This window comes from Pandoraea pnomenusa, assembly GCF_040391475.1.
Lineage (GTDB): Bacteria > Pseudomonadota > Gammaproteobacteria > Burkholderiales > Burkholderiaceae > Pandoraea > Pandoraea pnomenusa_C.
Genome location: NZ_JBEBXS010000012.1, coordinates 13,664 through 30,367, shown reverse-complemented (window position 1 = coordinate 30,367; position 16,704 = coordinate 13,664). Strand labels below are relative to the sequence as shown.

General features: G+C 64.9%; 15 protein-coding genes. 9 read left to right on the top strand and 6 right to left on the bottom strand.

Going from position 1 to position 16,704, the window contains the following annotated elements; translation table 11 throughout:
* Positions 1–44 precede the first annotated feature (44 nt).
* The 4 genes from ABWO90_RS14185 to ABWO90_RS14170 form a co-directional block, all read right to left on the bottom strand.
* On the bottom strand, positions 45–839 hold the full coding sequence (locus tag ABWO90_RS14185) for an ABC transporter ATP-binding protein (RefSeq protein ID WP_353191872.1): 795 nt from the start codon (positions 837–839) through the stop codon (positions 45–47).
* Between the two features lie 2 nt (positions 840–841).
* Positions 842–1,750, bottom strand: a complete 909-nt coding sequence (locus ABWO90_RS14180; protein WP_353191871.1) for an ABC transporter permease — start codon at positions 1,748–1,750, stop codon at positions 842–844.
* Between the two features lie 232 nt (positions 1,751–1,982).
* The gene (locus ABWO90_RS14175) at positions 1,983–2,966 is read right to left on the bottom strand and encodes an ABC transporter substrate-binding protein (RefSeq protein WP_353191870.1); all 984 of its coding nucleotides are present in this window, start codon (positions 2,964–2,966) and stop codon (positions 1,983–1,985) included.
* Positions 2,967–3,426: 460 nt separating this feature from the next.
* Positions 3,427–4,029, bottom strand: a complete 603-nt coding sequence (locus tag ABWO90_RS14170; protein ID WP_353191869.1) for a septal ring lytic transglycosylase RlpA family protein — start codon at positions 4,027–4,029, stop codon at positions 3,427–3,429.
* Between the two features lie 258 nt (positions 4,030–4,287).
* On the opposite strand from ABWO90_RS14170, the gene ABWO90_RS14165 reads away from it, so the two are divergent.
* Both ABWO90_RS14165 and ABWO90_RS14160 read left to right on the top strand, forming a co-directional pair.
* Positions 4,288–4,944, top strand: a complete 657-nt coding sequence (locus ABWO90_RS14165) for an MBL fold metallo-hydrolase (RefSeq protein WP_353191868.1) — start codon at positions 4,288–4,290, stop codon at positions 4,942–4,944.
* Positions 4,941–5,693, top strand: a complete 753-nt coding sequence (locus tag ABWO90_RS14160) for a 3'-5' exonuclease family protein (protein ID WP_353191867.1) — start codon at positions 4,941–4,943, stop codon at positions 5,691–5,693. The genes ABWO90_RS14165 and ABWO90_RS14160 overlap by 4 nt, the downstream gene beginning before the upstream one ends.
* Before the next feature lie 101 nt (positions 5,694–5,794).
* Here the strand turns inward: ABWO90_RS14160 and arsC are convergent, their stop codons facing one another.
* On the bottom strand, positions 5,795–6,151 hold the full coding sequence (gene arsC, locus ABWO90_RS14155) for an arsenate reductase (glutaredoxin) (protein WP_353191866.1): 357 nt from the start codon (positions 6,149–6,151) through the stop codon (positions 5,795–5,797).
* 420 nt (positions 6,152–6,571) lie between these two features.
* Here arsC and ABWO90_RS14150 point away from each other — a divergent pair, with 420 nt between their 5' ends.
* The 5 genes from ABWO90_RS14150 (at position 6,572) to ABWO90_RS14130 (ending at position 11,541) form a co-directional block, all read left to right on the top strand.
* Entirely contained in the window at positions 6,572–7,807 is a 1,236-nt protein-coding gene (locus ABWO90_RS14150; protein WP_353191865.1) for a dienelactone hydrolase family protein, read from the top strand.
* A gap of 104 nt (positions 7,808–7,911) precedes the next feature.
* On the top strand, positions 7,912–8,436 hold the full coding sequence (locus tag ABWO90_RS14145) for an energy transducer TonB family protein (RefSeq protein WP_353191864.1): 525 nt from the start codon (positions 7,912–7,914) through the stop codon (positions 8,434–8,436).
* A 56-nt stretch (positions 8,437–8,492) separates the two neighbouring features.
* The gene (otnI, locus tag ABWO90_RS14140) at positions 8,493–9,281 is read left to right on the top strand and encodes a 2-oxo-tetronate isomerase (RefSeq protein WP_353191863.1); all 789 of its coding nucleotides are present in this window, start codon (positions 8,493–8,495) and stop codon (positions 9,279–9,281) included.
* A 787-nt stretch (positions 9,282–10,068) separates the two neighbouring features.
* Positions 10,069–10,536: a CoA-binding protein gene (locus tag ABWO90_RS14135; protein WP_353191862.1), complete on the top strand. Its 468-nt coding sequence runs from the start codon at positions 10,069–10,071 to the stop codon at positions 10,534–10,536.
* Positions 10,537–10,608: 72 nt separating this feature from the next.
* Entirely contained in the window at positions 10,609–11,541 is a 933-nt protein-coding gene (locus ABWO90_RS14130; protein WP_353191861.1) for an alpha/beta hydrolase, read from the top strand.
* Between the two features lie 66 nt (positions 11,542–11,607).
* Here ABWO90_RS14130 and ABWO90_RS14125 read toward each other — a convergent pair whose 3' ends face one another.
* A complete protein-coding gene (locus tag ABWO90_RS14125) occupies positions 11,608–12,420 on the bottom strand; it encodes a transporter substrate-binding domain-containing protein (protein WP_502922615.1) in 813 nt (270 codons plus the stop codon).
* Between the two features lie 235 nt (positions 12,421–12,655).
* On the opposite strand from ABWO90_RS14125, the gene hemE reads away from it, so the two are divergent.
* Complete coding sequence (hemE, locus tag ABWO90_RS14120; RefSeq protein ID WP_502922614.1) at positions 12,656–13,765, top strand: uroporphyrinogen decarboxylase; 1,110 nt, start codon at positions 12,656–12,658, stop codon at positions 13,763–13,765.
* Positions 13,766–14,160: 395 nt separating this feature from the next.
* Complete coding sequence (locus ABWO90_RS14115; RefSeq protein ID WP_353191859.1) at positions 14,161–16,671, top strand: primosomal protein N'; 2,511 nt, start codon at positions 14,161–14,163, stop codon at positions 16,669–16,671.
* Positions 16,672–16,704 lie beyond the last annotated feature (33 nt).

Here is a 16,704-nt window from a genome sequence, read left to right as displayed (position 1 = left end):
CCATGAAAAAAGCCCGCCGAAGCGGGCTTTTTTCATCGTGACGATCAGCTCAACAGCAGCGCGTCGTCGTCGAGTTGTTCGCCGCGCGTGCGTTCGAACATCTGCAGCAGATCCGGCACGTCCAGCCCCTTGCGTGCGTCGCCCGACACGTCCAGCACGACCTTGCCCTGGTGCAACATCACCGTGCGGTCGCCGTAGTCGAGGGCTTGACGCATGCTGTGCGTGACCATCATCGCCGTCAGCTTGCTCTCCTGCACGATACGCGCCGTCAGTTCCAGCACGAACGCCGCCGTCTTCGGATCCAGCGCCGCCGTGTGTTCGTCGAGCAGCAGGATTCGCGACGGTTGCAGCGACGCCATCAGCAGACTCACCGCCTGACGCTGCCCGCCCGAGAGCAGACCGATACGATCCGACAACCGGTTCTCCAGCCCGAGGTTCAGCAGGCTCAGTTTCTCGCGGAAACGCTCGCGCAGGTCGCGGTTCAGCGCGAAGCGAAAGCTCCGGCGCTCGCCACGCTTGACCGCCAACGCCATGTTTTCCTCGATGGTCAGCGCCTCGCAGGTGCCGGCCATCGGATCCTGAAACACGCGGGCCACCTGGCTCGCGCGCTGCCATGCCGTCTTCTTCGTGACGTCGTTGCCGTCGATGGAGATCGTGCCCGAGTCCACCGACAGATCACCGCTGATCGCATTCAGGAACGTGGACTTGCCCGCTCCGTTCGAACCGATCACCGTGACGAATTGGCCCGTCGGGATATCCAGCGACATGCCGCGCAACGCGCGATTCTCGATGGGCGTGCCCGGATTGAAAGTGATCTTGAGGTCTTTGGCGCTCAACATGATCAGGCACCTCCGTTCTTGCGGGCGAACAGTTTGCGGCGCGTCGCCGGCAGCACCAGCGCGATCGCGACGAGCAAGGCCGTCACCAGGTTGAGGTCCTGCGCCTTCAGACCGATGAAGTCGCTATTGAGTGCCAGCGCGATGAAGAAGCGATAGAGCACCGCACCGACCACCACTGCCAGCGTCGTGAGAATGAGTCGACGCGCAGGCAGAATCGTCTCGCCGATGATCACGGCGGCCAGACCGATCACGATGGTACCGATCCCCATCGAGATGTCGGCCCCGCCCTGCGACTGGGCGAACAACGCCCCGGCAAGCGCCACGAGTGCGTTCGACAGCGCCATGCCGGCGAGAATCTCGTGACCGGTGTTCACGCCCTGCGAGCGGGCCATGCGCGGATTCGCCCCCGTCGAGCGCATCGCGAGACCTTGCTGCGACGAGAAGAAGTAATCGAGGCCGAACTTCACCACGATCACGACCAGCAGCAGCAACAGCGGACGTCCCACGTAATCGGGCAGCCAGTTCGTCACGCTCTCCGGCAGCAGCATCGTGAAGACCGTCGGCGACGTGATCAGCGGCACGTTCGGCGCACCCATGACCCGCAGGTTCACCGAGTACAGCGCGATCATCATCAGGATACTGGCGAGCAGATCCATGATCTTCAGTCGCACGTTCAGCCAGCCGGTAATGAAACCGGCCAGCGCGCCGGCGGCCATCGCCGCAAGCGTGGCGGCAAACGGATTGACGCCACCGGCGATCAGCGTCGCGGCTGTCGCGCCGCCGAGCGCAAAGCTGCCGTCAACCGTCAGATCGGGGAAGTTGAGGATGCGGAAGGAAATCAGCACCCCGAGCGCCACGAGGCTGAAGATCAGACCGATCTCCAGCGCGCCCATCATAGAAAAAAGGGACATGTTCGTAATTCCACTGCGCAAGACGGCCCATGCCGGGTCTCGGCATTCGCGCTCGCACGGCCGACGTCGGCCAGTTCGGGTCAAAGCCGGTCGTTGTGCGACCGCGTTTCGGGGGGAGCCGTCTCACCCATTCGATAGGAAAAGAGCGGCGGGGACAGATCGTGTCCTGGCGCCGCCCTGTCGCTTGCCGGCACCGCAGGCGTGGGCCTGCGTCGCCGGGGTCACGCGCGCTTTACTGCTTGATGACCTGCTTGGCTTCCTTGATCAGATCGTCCGAGAGCTTCACGCCCTGCTTCTCGGCAGCGCCCGGATTCACGAACAGCTCCAGGTTCGAGCTGGTCTGCGAAGCGATGGCACCCGGCTTCTCACCCTTCAGGATACGCACCACAACCTTGCCCGTCTGGCGGCCGAGGTCGTAGTAATTGATACCCAGTGCCGCAATCGCGCCACGCTTCACGCTGTCGGTATCCGACGCGACCAGCGGAATCTTGCGGTCGTTGGCAACCTTCACCAGCGATTCGTAAGCCGACACGACGTTGTTGTCCGTGTTCGTGTAGATCACATCGACCTTGCCCGCAAGGCTGCTGGCCGCCGAGCTGATGTCCACGGTACGCGGTGCGGCGGCTTCGACCAGCGTCATGCCGGCGGCAGGCAGCAGCTTCTTGAGTTCATTGACCACGACGACCGAGTTGGCTTCACCCGGGTTGTACACCATGCCCACGCGCTTGGCGTTCGGCACGACGCGCTTGATCAGTGCAACCTGCTTGTCCAGCGGCAGACGGTCCGACACGCCAGTCACGTTGGTGCCCGACGGCTCCCAGCTCTTGACCAGTTGTGCCGCGACCGGATCGGTCACGCCCGAATAGACCAGCGGCACGGTCTTCGTCGCAGCGGCCACGGCCTGGGCCGTCGGCGTGGCGATGCCGATGATGGCGTCCGGCTTGTCACCCACGAACTTGCGGGCGATCTGGGCAGCGGTACCCACGTTGCCCTGGGCGCTTTGATATTCCCACTTGAGATTCTTGCCGGCTTCGTAACCTTCGGCCTTGAGCTCGTCGCGCGCGCCATCGCGGATGGCGTCCAGTGCCGGGTGCTCCACGATGGCCAGCACGGCCACCGACTTCGTCTGCGCAAAGGCTGCGCCGGTCGTCCCCAACAACGTTGCAGCCACGGCGCACAGCAGCGTGCGCGAGGCAAGTTTGCCCATCGTCGACATTGAAACTCCTCCAGGAATGCTTTTTGATAGGTGCGCCGTGCCCGGGTCTCGGCGGGCATCGATCGGATGCACACAAAGCGTGCACCTGCGCGTGGGGCACAGTCTACCCACAACGCCCAAAGCGAACAACGGTTGCCAACGCAACTTCCCGGAAGGCCCGTAGAACATCGGATTGCGCCCAATCGATGGCATTTTTATGCGGCAATCGGAAAAAAATTAGCCAATTCGGTCTTGTCGATTCCCATGCGCGCACGTTCATGCGATGCGTTCAGCCGGTGGGATATGGCAAAAAACGAAATAATCGGTAGATATTCACGCATTCTGCGTTTGTTTGCACAACAAACAGGCAGCCGGTGTCCCGCTTTTTAAGAAGCGTCCGAGGCAAATTCAGAAGGGAAATGGCGGCAATCCGCTACGTCACACGGGCTCGCGGCGGGGGACCGCATAGTGCCGGCAGGCGTCAGGGTGAGTTATGGGTTTCGTCCAGGCCGAGCGCGGCGACTTCGCTGCGCGAGAGGCGGCGGATCTCGACCTTGGCGTGCCCGGCGCGAACGAAGTCGAGCTGTTTGGCGGCGCCGAAGGAGAGGTCGATGATGCGGTTACGCGTATAGGGTCCACGGTCGTTGATCTTCACGACCACCGTCTTGTTGTTGGAGACGTTGCGGACCAGGGCAAAACTGCCCAGCGGGAGCGTCGGGTGCGCCGCTGTCGGCTCGTTCATGTCGAACGCCTCGCCCGTCGCGGTGCGTCGGCCATGAAACTTCTTCCCGTACCAGGACGCCGTGCCCGTCTGGAAGAACGTACCCGCGTCGGCACGCAGGCGCGCTTCGCCGTCACGCTCCGGCGCATCGGGGTCGCCGGGGTTGAGGCCTTCGTTGCGATACGACCGGCCGGGCCAGTGCAGATCGAAGCTTGAGCCGACCGGTGCGTTTGCCTCGCGCGCACGGGCGTGCGCGCCTGTCGCCGAGGTGGCGGCAGCCGTCTGACTGGTGGGTTCGAGCGGCGTTGTGCAGGCTGTCAACGTCAGGGCGAGTGCGCAGCAGACCGCGAACCGTGTGAGCATGTCGCGTGTTCGCATAGCCCGCAAGTTTAACACGTCGTCAAAATCAACCTATCAGCGAGCGTTCACTTACATGCCGAGACTTGTTTACAAAGCGTTACGCCGAGCCAGGCGGATGCCTCCCGGGCGGCCCGGGCGGCACTTGCCGAGGCGCGTTCAGACACTTTCCAGCGCGGCCTGACACGCCGCCTGCGGCACCGCCCCGGGCGAGCCCTGCCCGCCCCGAATTACAATAGACAAAAACCGCGTCCCCGAAACCTCATGAACGTCACTCTGATTCCTGTCACGCCCTTCCAGCAGAACTGCACCTTGCTCGTTTGCGATGCGACGAAACGTGCCGCCGTGGTCGATCCCGGCGGCGACATCGACCGGATTGCGGGCGAGATCGAGCGCCAGGGGGTGACGCTCGAGAAGATCTTCCTGACGCACGGCCACCTGGACCATTGCGGCGGCGCCGGTACGCTGGCGGCAAAATACGACGTGCCTATCGAGGGGCCCCACCCGGACGACGCCTTCTGGATCGATCAGCTCCAGGCGCAAAGCGCGCGCTTCGGCTTCCCGGAACCCGAGCCGTTCACGCCCGACCGCTGGCTGGGCGAAGGCGACACGGTCACCTTCGGCGACATTACGCTCGACGTGTTCCATTGCCCCGGGCACACGCCGGGGCATGTCGTGTTTTTCTCGAAAGACGAGCGTCTGGCGAGCGTGGGCGACGTACTCTTCGCGGGCTCCATCGGCCGCACCGATTTCCCGCGTGGCAACCATGCCGACCTGATCGCGTCGATCCGCGACAAGCTCTGGCCGCTCGGCAACGACGTGACCTTCATCCCGGGTCACGGCCCGGTCTCTACCTTCGGGCAGGAGCGCCAGACCAACCCGTATGTCGCCGATGCCGTTCTCGCGCGAGGCGTCGCATGAGCGAAGCCGTCTCCCGCACCCCGTCGCGCATCATTCCGGTCGACGAAGAAATCTTCGTGAGTACCGACGTCGAGGCCGACGGCCCCATCCCCGGTCCGCATTCGATGTTGAGTTTCGCGTCGGCGGCGTACACGGCCGACAAGGAGCTGATCGGCACGTTCAGTGCCAATCTCGAATGCCTGCCCGACGCCAAGGGGCATCCGCTGACGATGAAGTGGTGGAAGTCGGAACCGGAGGCGTGGGCCGCGTGCCGCGTCGACCCGGAAGATCCGGCCAAGGCGCTCAAGGCCTACGTGAAGTGGGTGGAGAAGTTGCCGGGCAAACCGGTCTTCGTGGCGTATCCGGCCGGCTTCGATTTCACATTCATGTTCTGGTACATGATGCGTTTCGTCGGACGTTGCCCGTTCTCGTGGTCGGCGCTCGACATCAAGACGCTCGCCTTCGCCATGACCGGCATGCCGTACCGGAAGTGCATCAAGCCGCGCCTGCCGCAGGTCTGGCTCGATCCGTTGCCGCACACGCACGTGGCGCTCGACGACGCGCTCGAGCAGGGCGCGCTCTTCTGCAACATGCTTGCCGAGCTGCGCGAGCAGCAAAAGACACTGGCGGCGTTGCCGGATTGGCAGGGTGCCGGCCTGACGGCCAACGCCGACACGCCAGTCTTCGGCTCGGCCGCTGCGCAAGCGGCAGCGGCCAACGCCGAGTCGCCCGAAACCGGTCCGGGCAAGGATAGCGCCGCCCACGGATAATCGGATCGCCGGGCGCGCCGCGCAATGCGACGCGCCTGATCCGCTTGATCCGCTTGATCCGGCGATTCCCCGGCGCCCGCCAGCCCTGCCAATTTCCCTGATTACAAGACGTTGTTCGCCAGTTCCGGCGGACGCGCGATCACGGCCTTGTCACCGTTCACGACGATAGGACGCTGAAGCAGCTTCGGATGCTTCGCAATGGCGCCAAGCAGCGCATCGTCGCTCAATGACGCGTCGGCCAGCCCCAGCTCTGCATACTCGGCCTCATTGCTGCGAATCATGTCGCGCACGGGCACACCCAGCAGCTTGTGCAGACGCTTGAGTTCAGCCACCGTCGGCGGCGTCTTCAGGTACTCGATGATTTGCAGATCGCTGCCGCCCACGTCGGGCGACCCTTCCACGAGGGCCAATGCTTCGCGCGACTTCGAACAGCGCGGGTTGTGATACACGGTGATCATGGTCACTCCATTCAGTGTTGCGAGAAGCGCTCCGGGCGACGTCGTACATCGTGAGTCGCGCCTGGCGCGTGCGCTCCGAGTATGCATGGTATCGTCAGATGCCGCTACCGAAGGACCGTCACCGCAGCACCCCCGTTCCGTAGCGCCGCGCCTCATCTGCTTTTCGTTCGAATGGTTGTCCGATTTTTGCTGGATTTTCGTGTTGGTTTTCGTCGGATGCTTCATCGTTAACTTCACCCATCGTTCGACGTACCCCAGTCTACGCAGCGCCTCCCGTGCTACGCGCGGGCCGGCGGGCCGCTCTACGTGTTAACCGCGCTGCGAAACGCGCCGATGCCGCCTAATCTGGCAAGTATGTCGGCCACTGACCTGGCCGCCATGCGGTACGTCGCCCGATCCGGTTTTTGAGGAGAGAGTGACATGGCAGGACGCTTCATCAGCATCAACTCGCGCGACGGCAAGACCTTTCAGGCCTACCTGGCGCTTCCCGAAGGTGAAGGCAAGGGCCCGGGACTGGTGCTGTGTCAGGAGATCTTCGGCGTGAACGCTTACATTCGCGAACTTGCCGACCGATACGCCGAAGAGGGCTACGTAGTGCTCGCCCCCGACCTGTTCTGGCGCATCGAGCCAGGTATCGAACTGGGCAATTCGCCCGGCGACTGGCAACGTGCGTTCGCGCTGTTCCAGAGCTTCGATGTGGATCTCGGCATGGAAGACGTCGGCGCGAGCGTCGACGCATTGCGCGCGTTGCCCGAATGCGTCGGTGGCGTCGGCGTGGTGGGTTACTGCCTCGGCGGCAAGCTCGCGGCGCTGTCCGTCACGCGAACGAGTGCCGACGTAGCCGTCGGCTACTACGGCGTGGGCCTGGAGCAGCACGTCGACGAACTCGCCGGCGAACACCCGCCCCTCGTGCTGCACATGGCCGAGTGCGACAAGCACGCCCCGGCCGAGGTGCGTGAAGTGCTCACGCAGCGTCTGGGCGATCACGCCAACGTTACGCTCTACACGTATCCCGATGCTGACCACGCTTTTGCTCGTCCCGGCGATCACTTCGATCGCGCGGCTACGCAACTCGCGCATCAGCGCACCATCGCCGCGCTGCGCCATGCCGTCGGGCCGCATTTCGACTTTGCGTCGCTCTGGGAAACGCATTGCGCCTACGAATTCGCCATTCGCGAGATCGACCCGCTCATGGAGACGATGGTCGCCGAGCCTTACGTCAATCACATTCCGACGATGACCGGCGGGGTGGGTCACCAGCAACTGGCGCACTTCTACCGCAATCATTTCGTCAACAGCAATCCGCCCGACACGACGCTGATTCCGATCTCGCGCACGATCGGCGCGACGCAGCTCGTCGACGAGTTGCTGTTCTGCTTCACGCATACGACCCCGGTCGACTGGATGTTGCCGGGCGTGGCGCCGACGGGACGTCGCGTCGAGATTCCGCTCGTCGCGATCGTGCGGTTCCGCGGCGGCAAGCTCGAGCACGAGCACATCTATTGGGATCAGGCGAGCGTGCTGGTACAGATCGGCCTGCTCGACCCGACCGGCCTGCCGGTGGCCGGGATTGAAACTGCACGCAAGTTGCAGGATGAAAACCTGCCGTCCAACACCCTGATGCCGAACTGGTCTTACGGCACCCGCGCGCACTGACGACGGCAAGGCAGTGCCCACGGCGCGCGGACATCGAAGCCGCGCGCCGCACACGAGGACGTGAACAACAAGAAGCGTGTCGCGAACGTTGCGGGAGACATTGCATGAAAACGCAACCTTCCCTTGGCCCGTCGGCGATATCGGCCGCCGGGCGGCGCCCCCTCGTCATGAGGGTTCTCGTGATGCTCGTCGCCGCCGGGATCGCCGGGTGTGCCAACCCGGATTTCGAGCCCAGGAAGCCGCTCATCCTCAATCTGTTGTCCGCACCGGCGCCGCCCACGGCGCTTGACCAGTACAAGGTCGTGGCGGCCAAACGCGTCACCGAGGTCAACGCGCGGCAGATCACGCCCGGCAATCCCCAGCCGATGCTGCGCTCGGTGGTGTCGCTGGAGTATTGGGTGGATCGCAACGGCAACGTGACGAGCGTGCTGCTCTATCGCAGCAACGGCGATCACGAGGCCGAGCGCATCGCCGTGGCGAGCCTGCGCCGGGCGAGTCCGCTGCCCGCGCCCAGCCGTGCGCTGGTCGACAGCAGCGGGCGCGTACGGGCGGTCGAGACATGGCTCTTCAACGACGACGGCCGCTTCCAGTTGCGCAGCGTGGCGGCGGCCCAGATCGACGGGGAGTGATATCGTGACGGACATACGTCCACCTGCCCCGCCCGCTTTGGGCGACGGAGAATCCCATGCCGCGATTTGCCGCGAACCTGACCCTGCTGTATCAGGAAGTGCCGTTTCTGGATCGATTTCGCGAGGCTGCAAGCGACGGCTTCCGGGGCGTGGAATTCCTGTTCCCGTACGACCATCCGGCGCAGGAGATCCGTTCACGGCTGGACGACGGCGGTCTCACGCAGGTGCTGTTCAACACGCCTGCGGGCGACTGGGCGAGCGGTGAGCGCGGGCTCGCCGCCCTGCCCGGTCGCGAAGCGCAGTTTCGCGACGGCATCGAACTCGCGCTCGATTACGCCGACGCACTGGGCTGCCGTCAGTTGCACGTGATGGCCGGCTGCCCGGACACGTCGCAATCGCCGGAACGTTGCCGCGAAGTCTTTCTCGAGAACCTTGCCTACGCAACCGGCCAGGCCGCCGCGCACGGCGTCACGATCCTCATCGAGCCGATCAACCCGCGCGACTTTCCCCGCTACTTCCTCACGCGCCAGGACCAGGCACATGCCATTCGCGAGGCGGTGGGCGCGAGCAACCTCAAGGTGCAGTTCGATGCCTATCACTGCCAGATCGTCGAGGGCGATCTCGCGGTCAAGCTGCGCCAGCACATCGGCAACATCGGCCACGTGCAGGTCGCAGGCGTGCCCGCGAGACACGAGCCCGACACCGGGGAAGTGAACTATCCGTTCCTGTTCCGTCTGCTCGACGAACTCGGCTATGCCGGTTGGGTGGGGTGCGAATATCGTCCGCAGGGCGCAACGCGTGCAGGTCTCGGATGGCTCAAACCGTGGCTTCGGGCCACGCGGTAGTTTCGCGCCGACGGACCCACGCACGGGCGACGAACAAAAGCGAACGCGAGTCGCGAGAAATTACGCAGGGGTGAATCGATTTCCGGAAATGACTCGGAGGGCGAATCATGTCGCGCGTGATCGTCGACATGTCGGGAGACGGATGAGGAAAGATGTAGGTCGAAGCAGGCAAAAAAAATGGCGGGACACACGGGCCCGCCAAAACCACACGCTACGGGGTTAGCGCGAGGAGACCAGATTCGGAGCACTGCATCGAACCACCTTGCAAATCGCGCCGGGGGACGCTTTTGCCGATACAGTCGCGCTGCTGTGTTACCGGGGGATAAGCACATCAGCGTTGAGATGCATTGTGTGGGAAACGTATAGCGGGAGGGGTAACAAAGTGTTTCAGGTTGTAACACCTGACGCCCCGCACGGCACTCGCGAACGCCGCTCCCCCTTACCCGACAAGGGCATCGTGAGTGACACGAAAACCGACACTTGGTTCGTTATCCTGAGTACCTTGTACGCCTAAAGGTTCGTCCATTGGTTCGCTTTGGAAATGCGCCGGACGATGGCGTTTCCCGCCTCGGGCATCAGCCCCCTCGTCTACGTGCCGCGCGGGCGCCTTGCACACCGAGTACGTCAATGTGCTAACTTCATTCTTTGTGCGTGGCAACAAAGTGGCCGCCCGTCATCCGCGGGTGCGCCGCTTCCGGTGTCTGCAACGCACCATAAGCCGAGATTCGTCCACCCACAGCACCGGCCCTGATGCATCGCGTTCGGGTCGCTTCCGGGCCGCATCCGAATGGAAACCATTGAACGTCTGGGGCAGATACTGGCGCGTGACCGCGTGATCGGGGTCGTCGGCCTGTCGCCGCGCCCCGACCGTCCGAGTTACACCACCTCGCGCTACATGCAGCAGCATGGATACCGCATCGTGCCGATCAATCCGCAGGCCGCCGACTCGGGCGAGAAGATCCTGGGCGAAACCGTTTACGCCAGCCTGACCGAAGCGGCGGATGCCCTGCGCGCCGAAGGGCTGCGCATTCAGATGGTCGACTGCTTTCGCCGCAGCGGCGATATCCCGCCGATTGCCGACGACGCGGTGGCCATCGGCGCGAACAGTTTGTGGATGCAGTTGGGTATCGAAAACGACGAGGCCGCCGCCGTGGCGCTGGCGGCCGGGCTCGATGTCGTGATGGATCGCTGCGTCAAGATCGAACATCAGCGCTGGCAGATGCAGGGTGGCAACGCCTTGCTGGCCGGCCGATAGGCTCGCTCGCCGTTCCCGAAAAACAAAACGACTGTCCCTTCCACCCGTGACACGCCAACCGCCGCTGCCGACATGACCATCGACGCCGATCTACTCGCCTATTACGACCAAATGGCGCGCAAGTACCCCGAACCCGCCAACGCACAAACGCCGCAAGACGTGCGCGCCAGGTTCGCCACCGTTGCCGTCGAGGCGCTGCGCCCGCTGCCGGCCGGCCTGCGCAGCGAGACGTTCGACATTCCGTTGCAGGGTCGCAGTCTTCGCGCGCGACTCTACCGCCCGGTCGGTCGTGAAGTGCCGCTCGTCGTGTACTTCCACGGTGGCGGCTGGGTCGTGGGTGACGTCGACACGCACGGCACGCTGGCGGCCTTCCTCGCACAGGACGGCGACGTGGCAGTCCTCAGCGTGGATTACCGGCTGGCCCCGGAGCACCCGTTCCCGACGCCGGTGGACGACGCGCGCGACGCCCTCGCCTGGGCCGCCGGACAACGCGCACGGCTGGGTCTCAGCCAGGATCGGCTGGCGGTTGCCGGGGACAGCGCAGGCGGGCACCTGGCGGCGCAGGCGGCCGCGTGGTTCAACGATCAGCACCCGGGCGTCGTCGGCGCGCAACTGCTGATCTATCCGGTCGTGCAATACCGGTTCGACACGCCGAGTTACGAGCGTCTGGGGGACGGCGTGGGCCTCACGCGCGACGAGATGCGCTGGTACTGGAAGGAATTTCTCGGGGGAACCGAACCGTCGGCCGATGACGTCCGGGTCAATCTGATGGCGCAGGCACCACGGCATCCGCTGCCGAACACGTTGGTCATCGCCGCCGAATACGACCCGTTGCATGACGAAGCGGTGTCTTACGCCCGGTTCGTCGCGCAAGCTGGCGGACGGGCGGAAGTCATTCCCGCCCCCGGCCTGACGCACAGCTTCGCGCGCCTGCAACCGTTCGTGCCGCAGGCACGACTCGTGATGCACGACGCCGCACAACGGCTGCGCGACTGGCTGGCCTGAAGCGCAGTCACTCACGGTCAGGTCGGCAAGGTTCGAAGGCCGCCCTGACCGCGTCACACCGCTACGTCACTTCAACCACTTGTCCACGACGGCCTGATACTCGCCGGTCTTCTGGGCGAGATTCAGCCACTGGTCGACATAGTGCTTGAAGATGTCGTCACCGCGCGGCAGCAGATATGCCTTCTCGCCGAACTGCAACGGCTTGTCGGGATTGACCGGGCACAGCGCCGGATTGAGCTTGTGCTGGAGCAGCGTTTCCGAAGAATCGGTGACCATCACGTCGGCCTTGCCGTCGGCAATCTGCTGGAAGATCGTCACGTTGTCGGGGTAGATCGTGAGCGTGGCGTTCGGCAGGTACTGACGCGCGAAACGTTCGTTCGTACCGCCCGGGTTGGCAATGGCGCGCGTGCTGGGCTTGTTCAGGTCGGCGAGTGTCTGGTACTTCGACACGTCGGCGCAGCGCACGATCGGCGACTTGCCGTCGATCATCACCACGCGGCTGTAATACGCCCGTGCGGCGCGGTCGAGCGTGACCGAGATGCCGCCGACGGCGATGTCGCACTTGCCGGCGGTGAAGTCATCCATCAGTCCCTTCCAGGTCGTCGGCACGATCACCGGCTTCACGCCCAGCGACTTCGCCAGCGACGCCACCAGATCCACGTCGATGCCTTCGAACTGACCGTCGGGACGGCGGTACGAATAGGGCTTGTAGTCCCCCGTCGCGCAGGCGCGCAGCGTGCCGGACTTCACGATGTCGTCGAGCTTCGAGTGGACGGCCGGGCCGGGGCTGGATTGCGCGAAGGCGGTGGAAGCGGCGGAAAGCGCGAATGCCGCGCCCGCCATGAGAACCGCGCGGGCGGCCGTCTTCATGACTGTCATGCTTGTCTCCTGAGTGTTCCGATGTCGTTTTATGGATGAGGCTTGGGCGCGCTATCCGACGCAGCGCGTAAGGCCAGATACTAATCACACACTCGCCCGCCGCCAACCCGGGCGGACCGATCGACGTGCATTCCGACGAATCGCCACCCGTCGGGCACGCATGCGCCGGGCGCCCGGCGGCTTATGTGCGGCATAACAGCCTGCAAACGGACCGGGCGCGGGATACCCGAGTAAAATGGCCGCTTGCTCAAACCATCCAACCCACCGCTGCGACGTGTCCCAAGCTCTGCAAAACGATACTTTCCTGCGCGCCCTGCTGCGCCAGCCGACCGAGTACACGCCGATCTGGCTGATGCGCCAGGCGGGCCGGTACCTGCCCGAATACAATGCCACCCGCGCCAAGGCCGGTAGCTTCCTGGCCCTCGCCAAGAACCCCGCCTACGCCACCGAGGTGACGCTGCAACCGCTGGAGCGCTTCCCGCTCGACGCGGCCATCCTGTTCTCGGACATTCTCACGATCCCCGACGCGATGGGCCTCGGCCTGTCGTTCGAAGCCGGCGAAGGCCCTCGCTTTGCGCATCCGCTGCGCACCGAAGCCGAGGTGCGCCGTCTGCAGGCGCCGGATCTCGACAGCCTGCGCTACGTGTTCGACGCCGTGAGCGAAATCCGCCGTGCGCTGAACGGCCGCGTGCCGCTCATCGGCTTCTCCGGCAGCCCGTGGACGCTCGCGTGCTACATGGTCGAGGGTGCCGGGTCGTCGGACTTCCGCACGGTCAAGACGATGATGTACGAGCGTCCCGACCTGATGACGCACATCCTCGAGACCAACGCCCGCGCTGTCTCGGCGTATCTGAATGCGCAGATCGAAGCGGGTGCGCAGGCCGTGATGGTGTTCGACACGTGGGGCGGCGCCCTCGCTGACGGGCTCTACCAGCGCTTCTCGCTGGCGTACATGCAAAAGGCCCTCGCCGGTGTGCATCGCGAGTGGGACGGCGCCCGTATTCCGCACATCGTCTTCACCAAGGGCGGCGGCCAGTGGCTCGAAGCGATCGCCGACACCGGCCCGGATGCCATCGGCCTCGACTGGACGGTCGATCTCGCCGCCGCACGCCGTCGCGTCGGTGACCGTTGTGCACTGCAAGGCAATTTCGACCCGACGGCCCTGTTTGCGTCGCCCGAGGCGATCCGCAAGGAAGCCCGCCGCCTGCTCGACGCCTATGGCAATGCACCAGGCCACGTGTTCAATCTGGGACATGGCATCTCGCAGTTCACGCAACCCCAGCACGTTGCGGCGCTCGTCGATGAGGTCCACAGCTATAGCCGGAAGCTGCGCCAGATGGCCTAATCCGTCTCGCCGACAAGCGATGACGCGGGTTCGCAAGGCGAAATGCCCTGCAAACGCAATCGCTGTTTAAAGCGAAGAATGTCAAGAACACCGCAACTGAATAACCCCTCCAATTTGCGGAGTTGTCCCGAAGACTTATACACAAATTCTCGCTGCGCCGCCGCAAGTGGGAGGGTCTGACAGCAAGCCTGCGACGTTGCTCATAAGCTATTGATCAAAAAGCTTTTTTGATTAAGGCAAAGTCAGGGCAGGACGCGGCGGGAGGGCCGTGGGACATGGCCGGCGAGCGGTAATCCCCACAGTTCTCAACATAGTTATCCACAAGCGTTTCACCCCCACCGGAAAGCCGACTCAAATCCGGGGTTTACCGAAACTTCTCAGGATTCACTTTAAGTTTGACCCGCGCCGACGATCTGTCCGAACCGTCTTCCGCATCGCCCGACGATGCCTTGTTTCCGGTCGACGCACCGCGTACCGGAGTGCCCACTATCGCCCGCGTGGCCCTCGATACGCCACTGCTCACCCTGTTCGACTACCGTCTCGATCAGGCGGCGAGCCCCGGCCAATTGGTCCAGGTGCCGTTCGGACGACGACAAGTCGTGGGTGTCGTCTGGGAATTGACGCAGCGCAGCGAAGTCGCCCCGTCCAAGTTGCGGGAAGTGACAACCGTCTGGCACGAATTGCCGCCGCTCGGCGACGAATGGCGAGACCTGATGCAGTTCGCGTCGCGTTATTACCAGCGCGGCATCGGTGAAGTGGCGCTCCCCGCCGTGCCGGGCCACCTGCGCACGCCGATGCGCTGGCCGCGACTGCTCGCCCAACGTGGCGTGCAGCGTTACCGGATCGCCGACGGCGCGCTCGCCACGCTCATGGAAAACGTGCCCGCCCGGCTACGCGCCCAACGGCGTCTGGCCGAGGGACTGGCGCAGGCCGGCACGCTTGATGCCGACGAAGCCCGCACGCTGTGTGCGAAGGCCGCCGACGTCCTCAAGCAGTGGGCCGCTGCCGGATGGGTCGTGGTCGAGACCGTGCCGTTCCATGAGGCCGTGCGTGATGCCGATGAAGGCGTCGATGTCGAGGATGCCGATGATGCGGACGCGTCCGGCGATGGCGCGCCGTCGCCGGACGCGGATGCCTTCGCCTCCGCCGACACGAACGACGGCGTCCCGCACGCCGCCCGGACGCTGACCGCCGGTCAGGCCGACGCCGTCGCCGCCATCCACGACGCCCTCGACGCTGCCGGCGCGCAACGCCTCGACCCCGCTTCCGTCGCTTCTTCCGTCGCCTCCTCCGTCTCTGAAGGCGCGCTAACCGCCGACGTGCCTGCGTGCGCGCCGTTCCTGCTCTACGGCGTGACGGGCAGCGGCAAGACCGAAGTTTATTTGCGCGCCGTCGCCGAAGCGCTGCGCGAGCGCGACGCCCAAGTCCTCGTGCTCGTGCCGGAAATCAATCTGACGCCGCAGCTCGAAGGCGTCTTTCGGACCCGGTTCCCCAACGAAACGCTGGTCACCCTGCACAGCGGACTGGCCGAGGGCGAGCGCGCCCGGCACTGGCTCGCCGCCCATCGCGGAGAAGCCCGCATCGTGCTCGGCACGCGGCTGGCCGTCATGGCCTCGCTGCCGCACTTGCGTCTCATCGTGGTCGACGAGGAACACGACCCCTCGTACAAGCAACAGGAAGGTCTGCGCTATTCGGCGCGAGATCTCGCCATCTGGCGCGCGAACCGGCTGCGCATTCCGGTCGTGCTCGGTTCGGCCACGCCGTCGCTCGACAGTTGGCGTCGCGCCGAGCAAGGCCGCTACGTCCGCCTGGCCATGCCCGAGCGGGCAACGCCCGACGCCGTCCTGCCGCGTGTCTCGCTCATCGACATGGAGATCGAGCGCAAGCGTCAGCGCGTGGTGCACGAGGGGCTGTCGCAGCCTCTGCTCGCAGCCCTGCGCGCCCGGCTCGAAGCGGGCGAGCAAAGCCTGCTGTTCCTGAACCGCCGCGGCTATGCGCCCGTCCTCAATTGCGACGCCTGCGGCTGGATCAGCGACTGCCGCCGATGCAGCGCGCACATGGTGCTGCACAAACCCGAGCGCCGCCTGCGGTGCCACCACTGCGGCGCCGAAGCGCGCATTCCGCACGCCTGCCCCGACTGCGGCAACCTGGATCTCGCGCCGCTTGGGCGCGGCACGCAGCGCATCGAGGAAGCGCTCGCCGAGCACTTCCCGGAAGCGCGCCTCGCCCGCATCGACGCCGACAGCACGCGGCGCAAAGGCAGTGCGCAGGCGCTCTTCGCGCAAGTTCACTCGGGCGAAGTCGACATCCTGATCGGCACGCAGATGGTGGCCAAAGGCCACGACTTCCGGAATGTCACGCTCGTGGGCGTGGTCAACGCCGACAGCGCCCTCTTCTCACACGACTTCCGGGCGGCCGAACGGCTCTTCGCGCAACTGATGCAGGTCGCCGGCCGGGCCGGGCGCGCCGCGCGCGCCGACGGCCCGGGCGACGTGCTGATTCAGACACGCTACGCGTCTCACCCGCTGTTCGCGTCGCTCATGCGTCACGACTATCCGGGTTTTGCCGCGCAGCAACTGGAGGAGCGGCGCGTGGCACTGCTGCCGCCGTTCACGCATCAGGCCCTGTTGCGCGCAGAGGCCCGCAAGCTCGACGACGCCATGACGTTCCTCAAGCAAGCCCGCGACATCGCCGCGACTCCGGCCCTGAACGATCCGCGCATCTCGCTCTGGGACCCGGTGCCGATGACGATGGTCCGGATCGCAGGCACGGATCGCGCGCAACTCGTCGTCGAAAGCCCGCATCGCGGCGCGCTGCAACGCTTTCTCGCCCACTGGATGGCCGAACTGCGGGCCCTCAAGGCCCCCGTGCGCTGGCACCTCGAAGTCGATCCCCTCGAAATATAAATCGGTATATAACGTTCCGGAAATTTGACAACA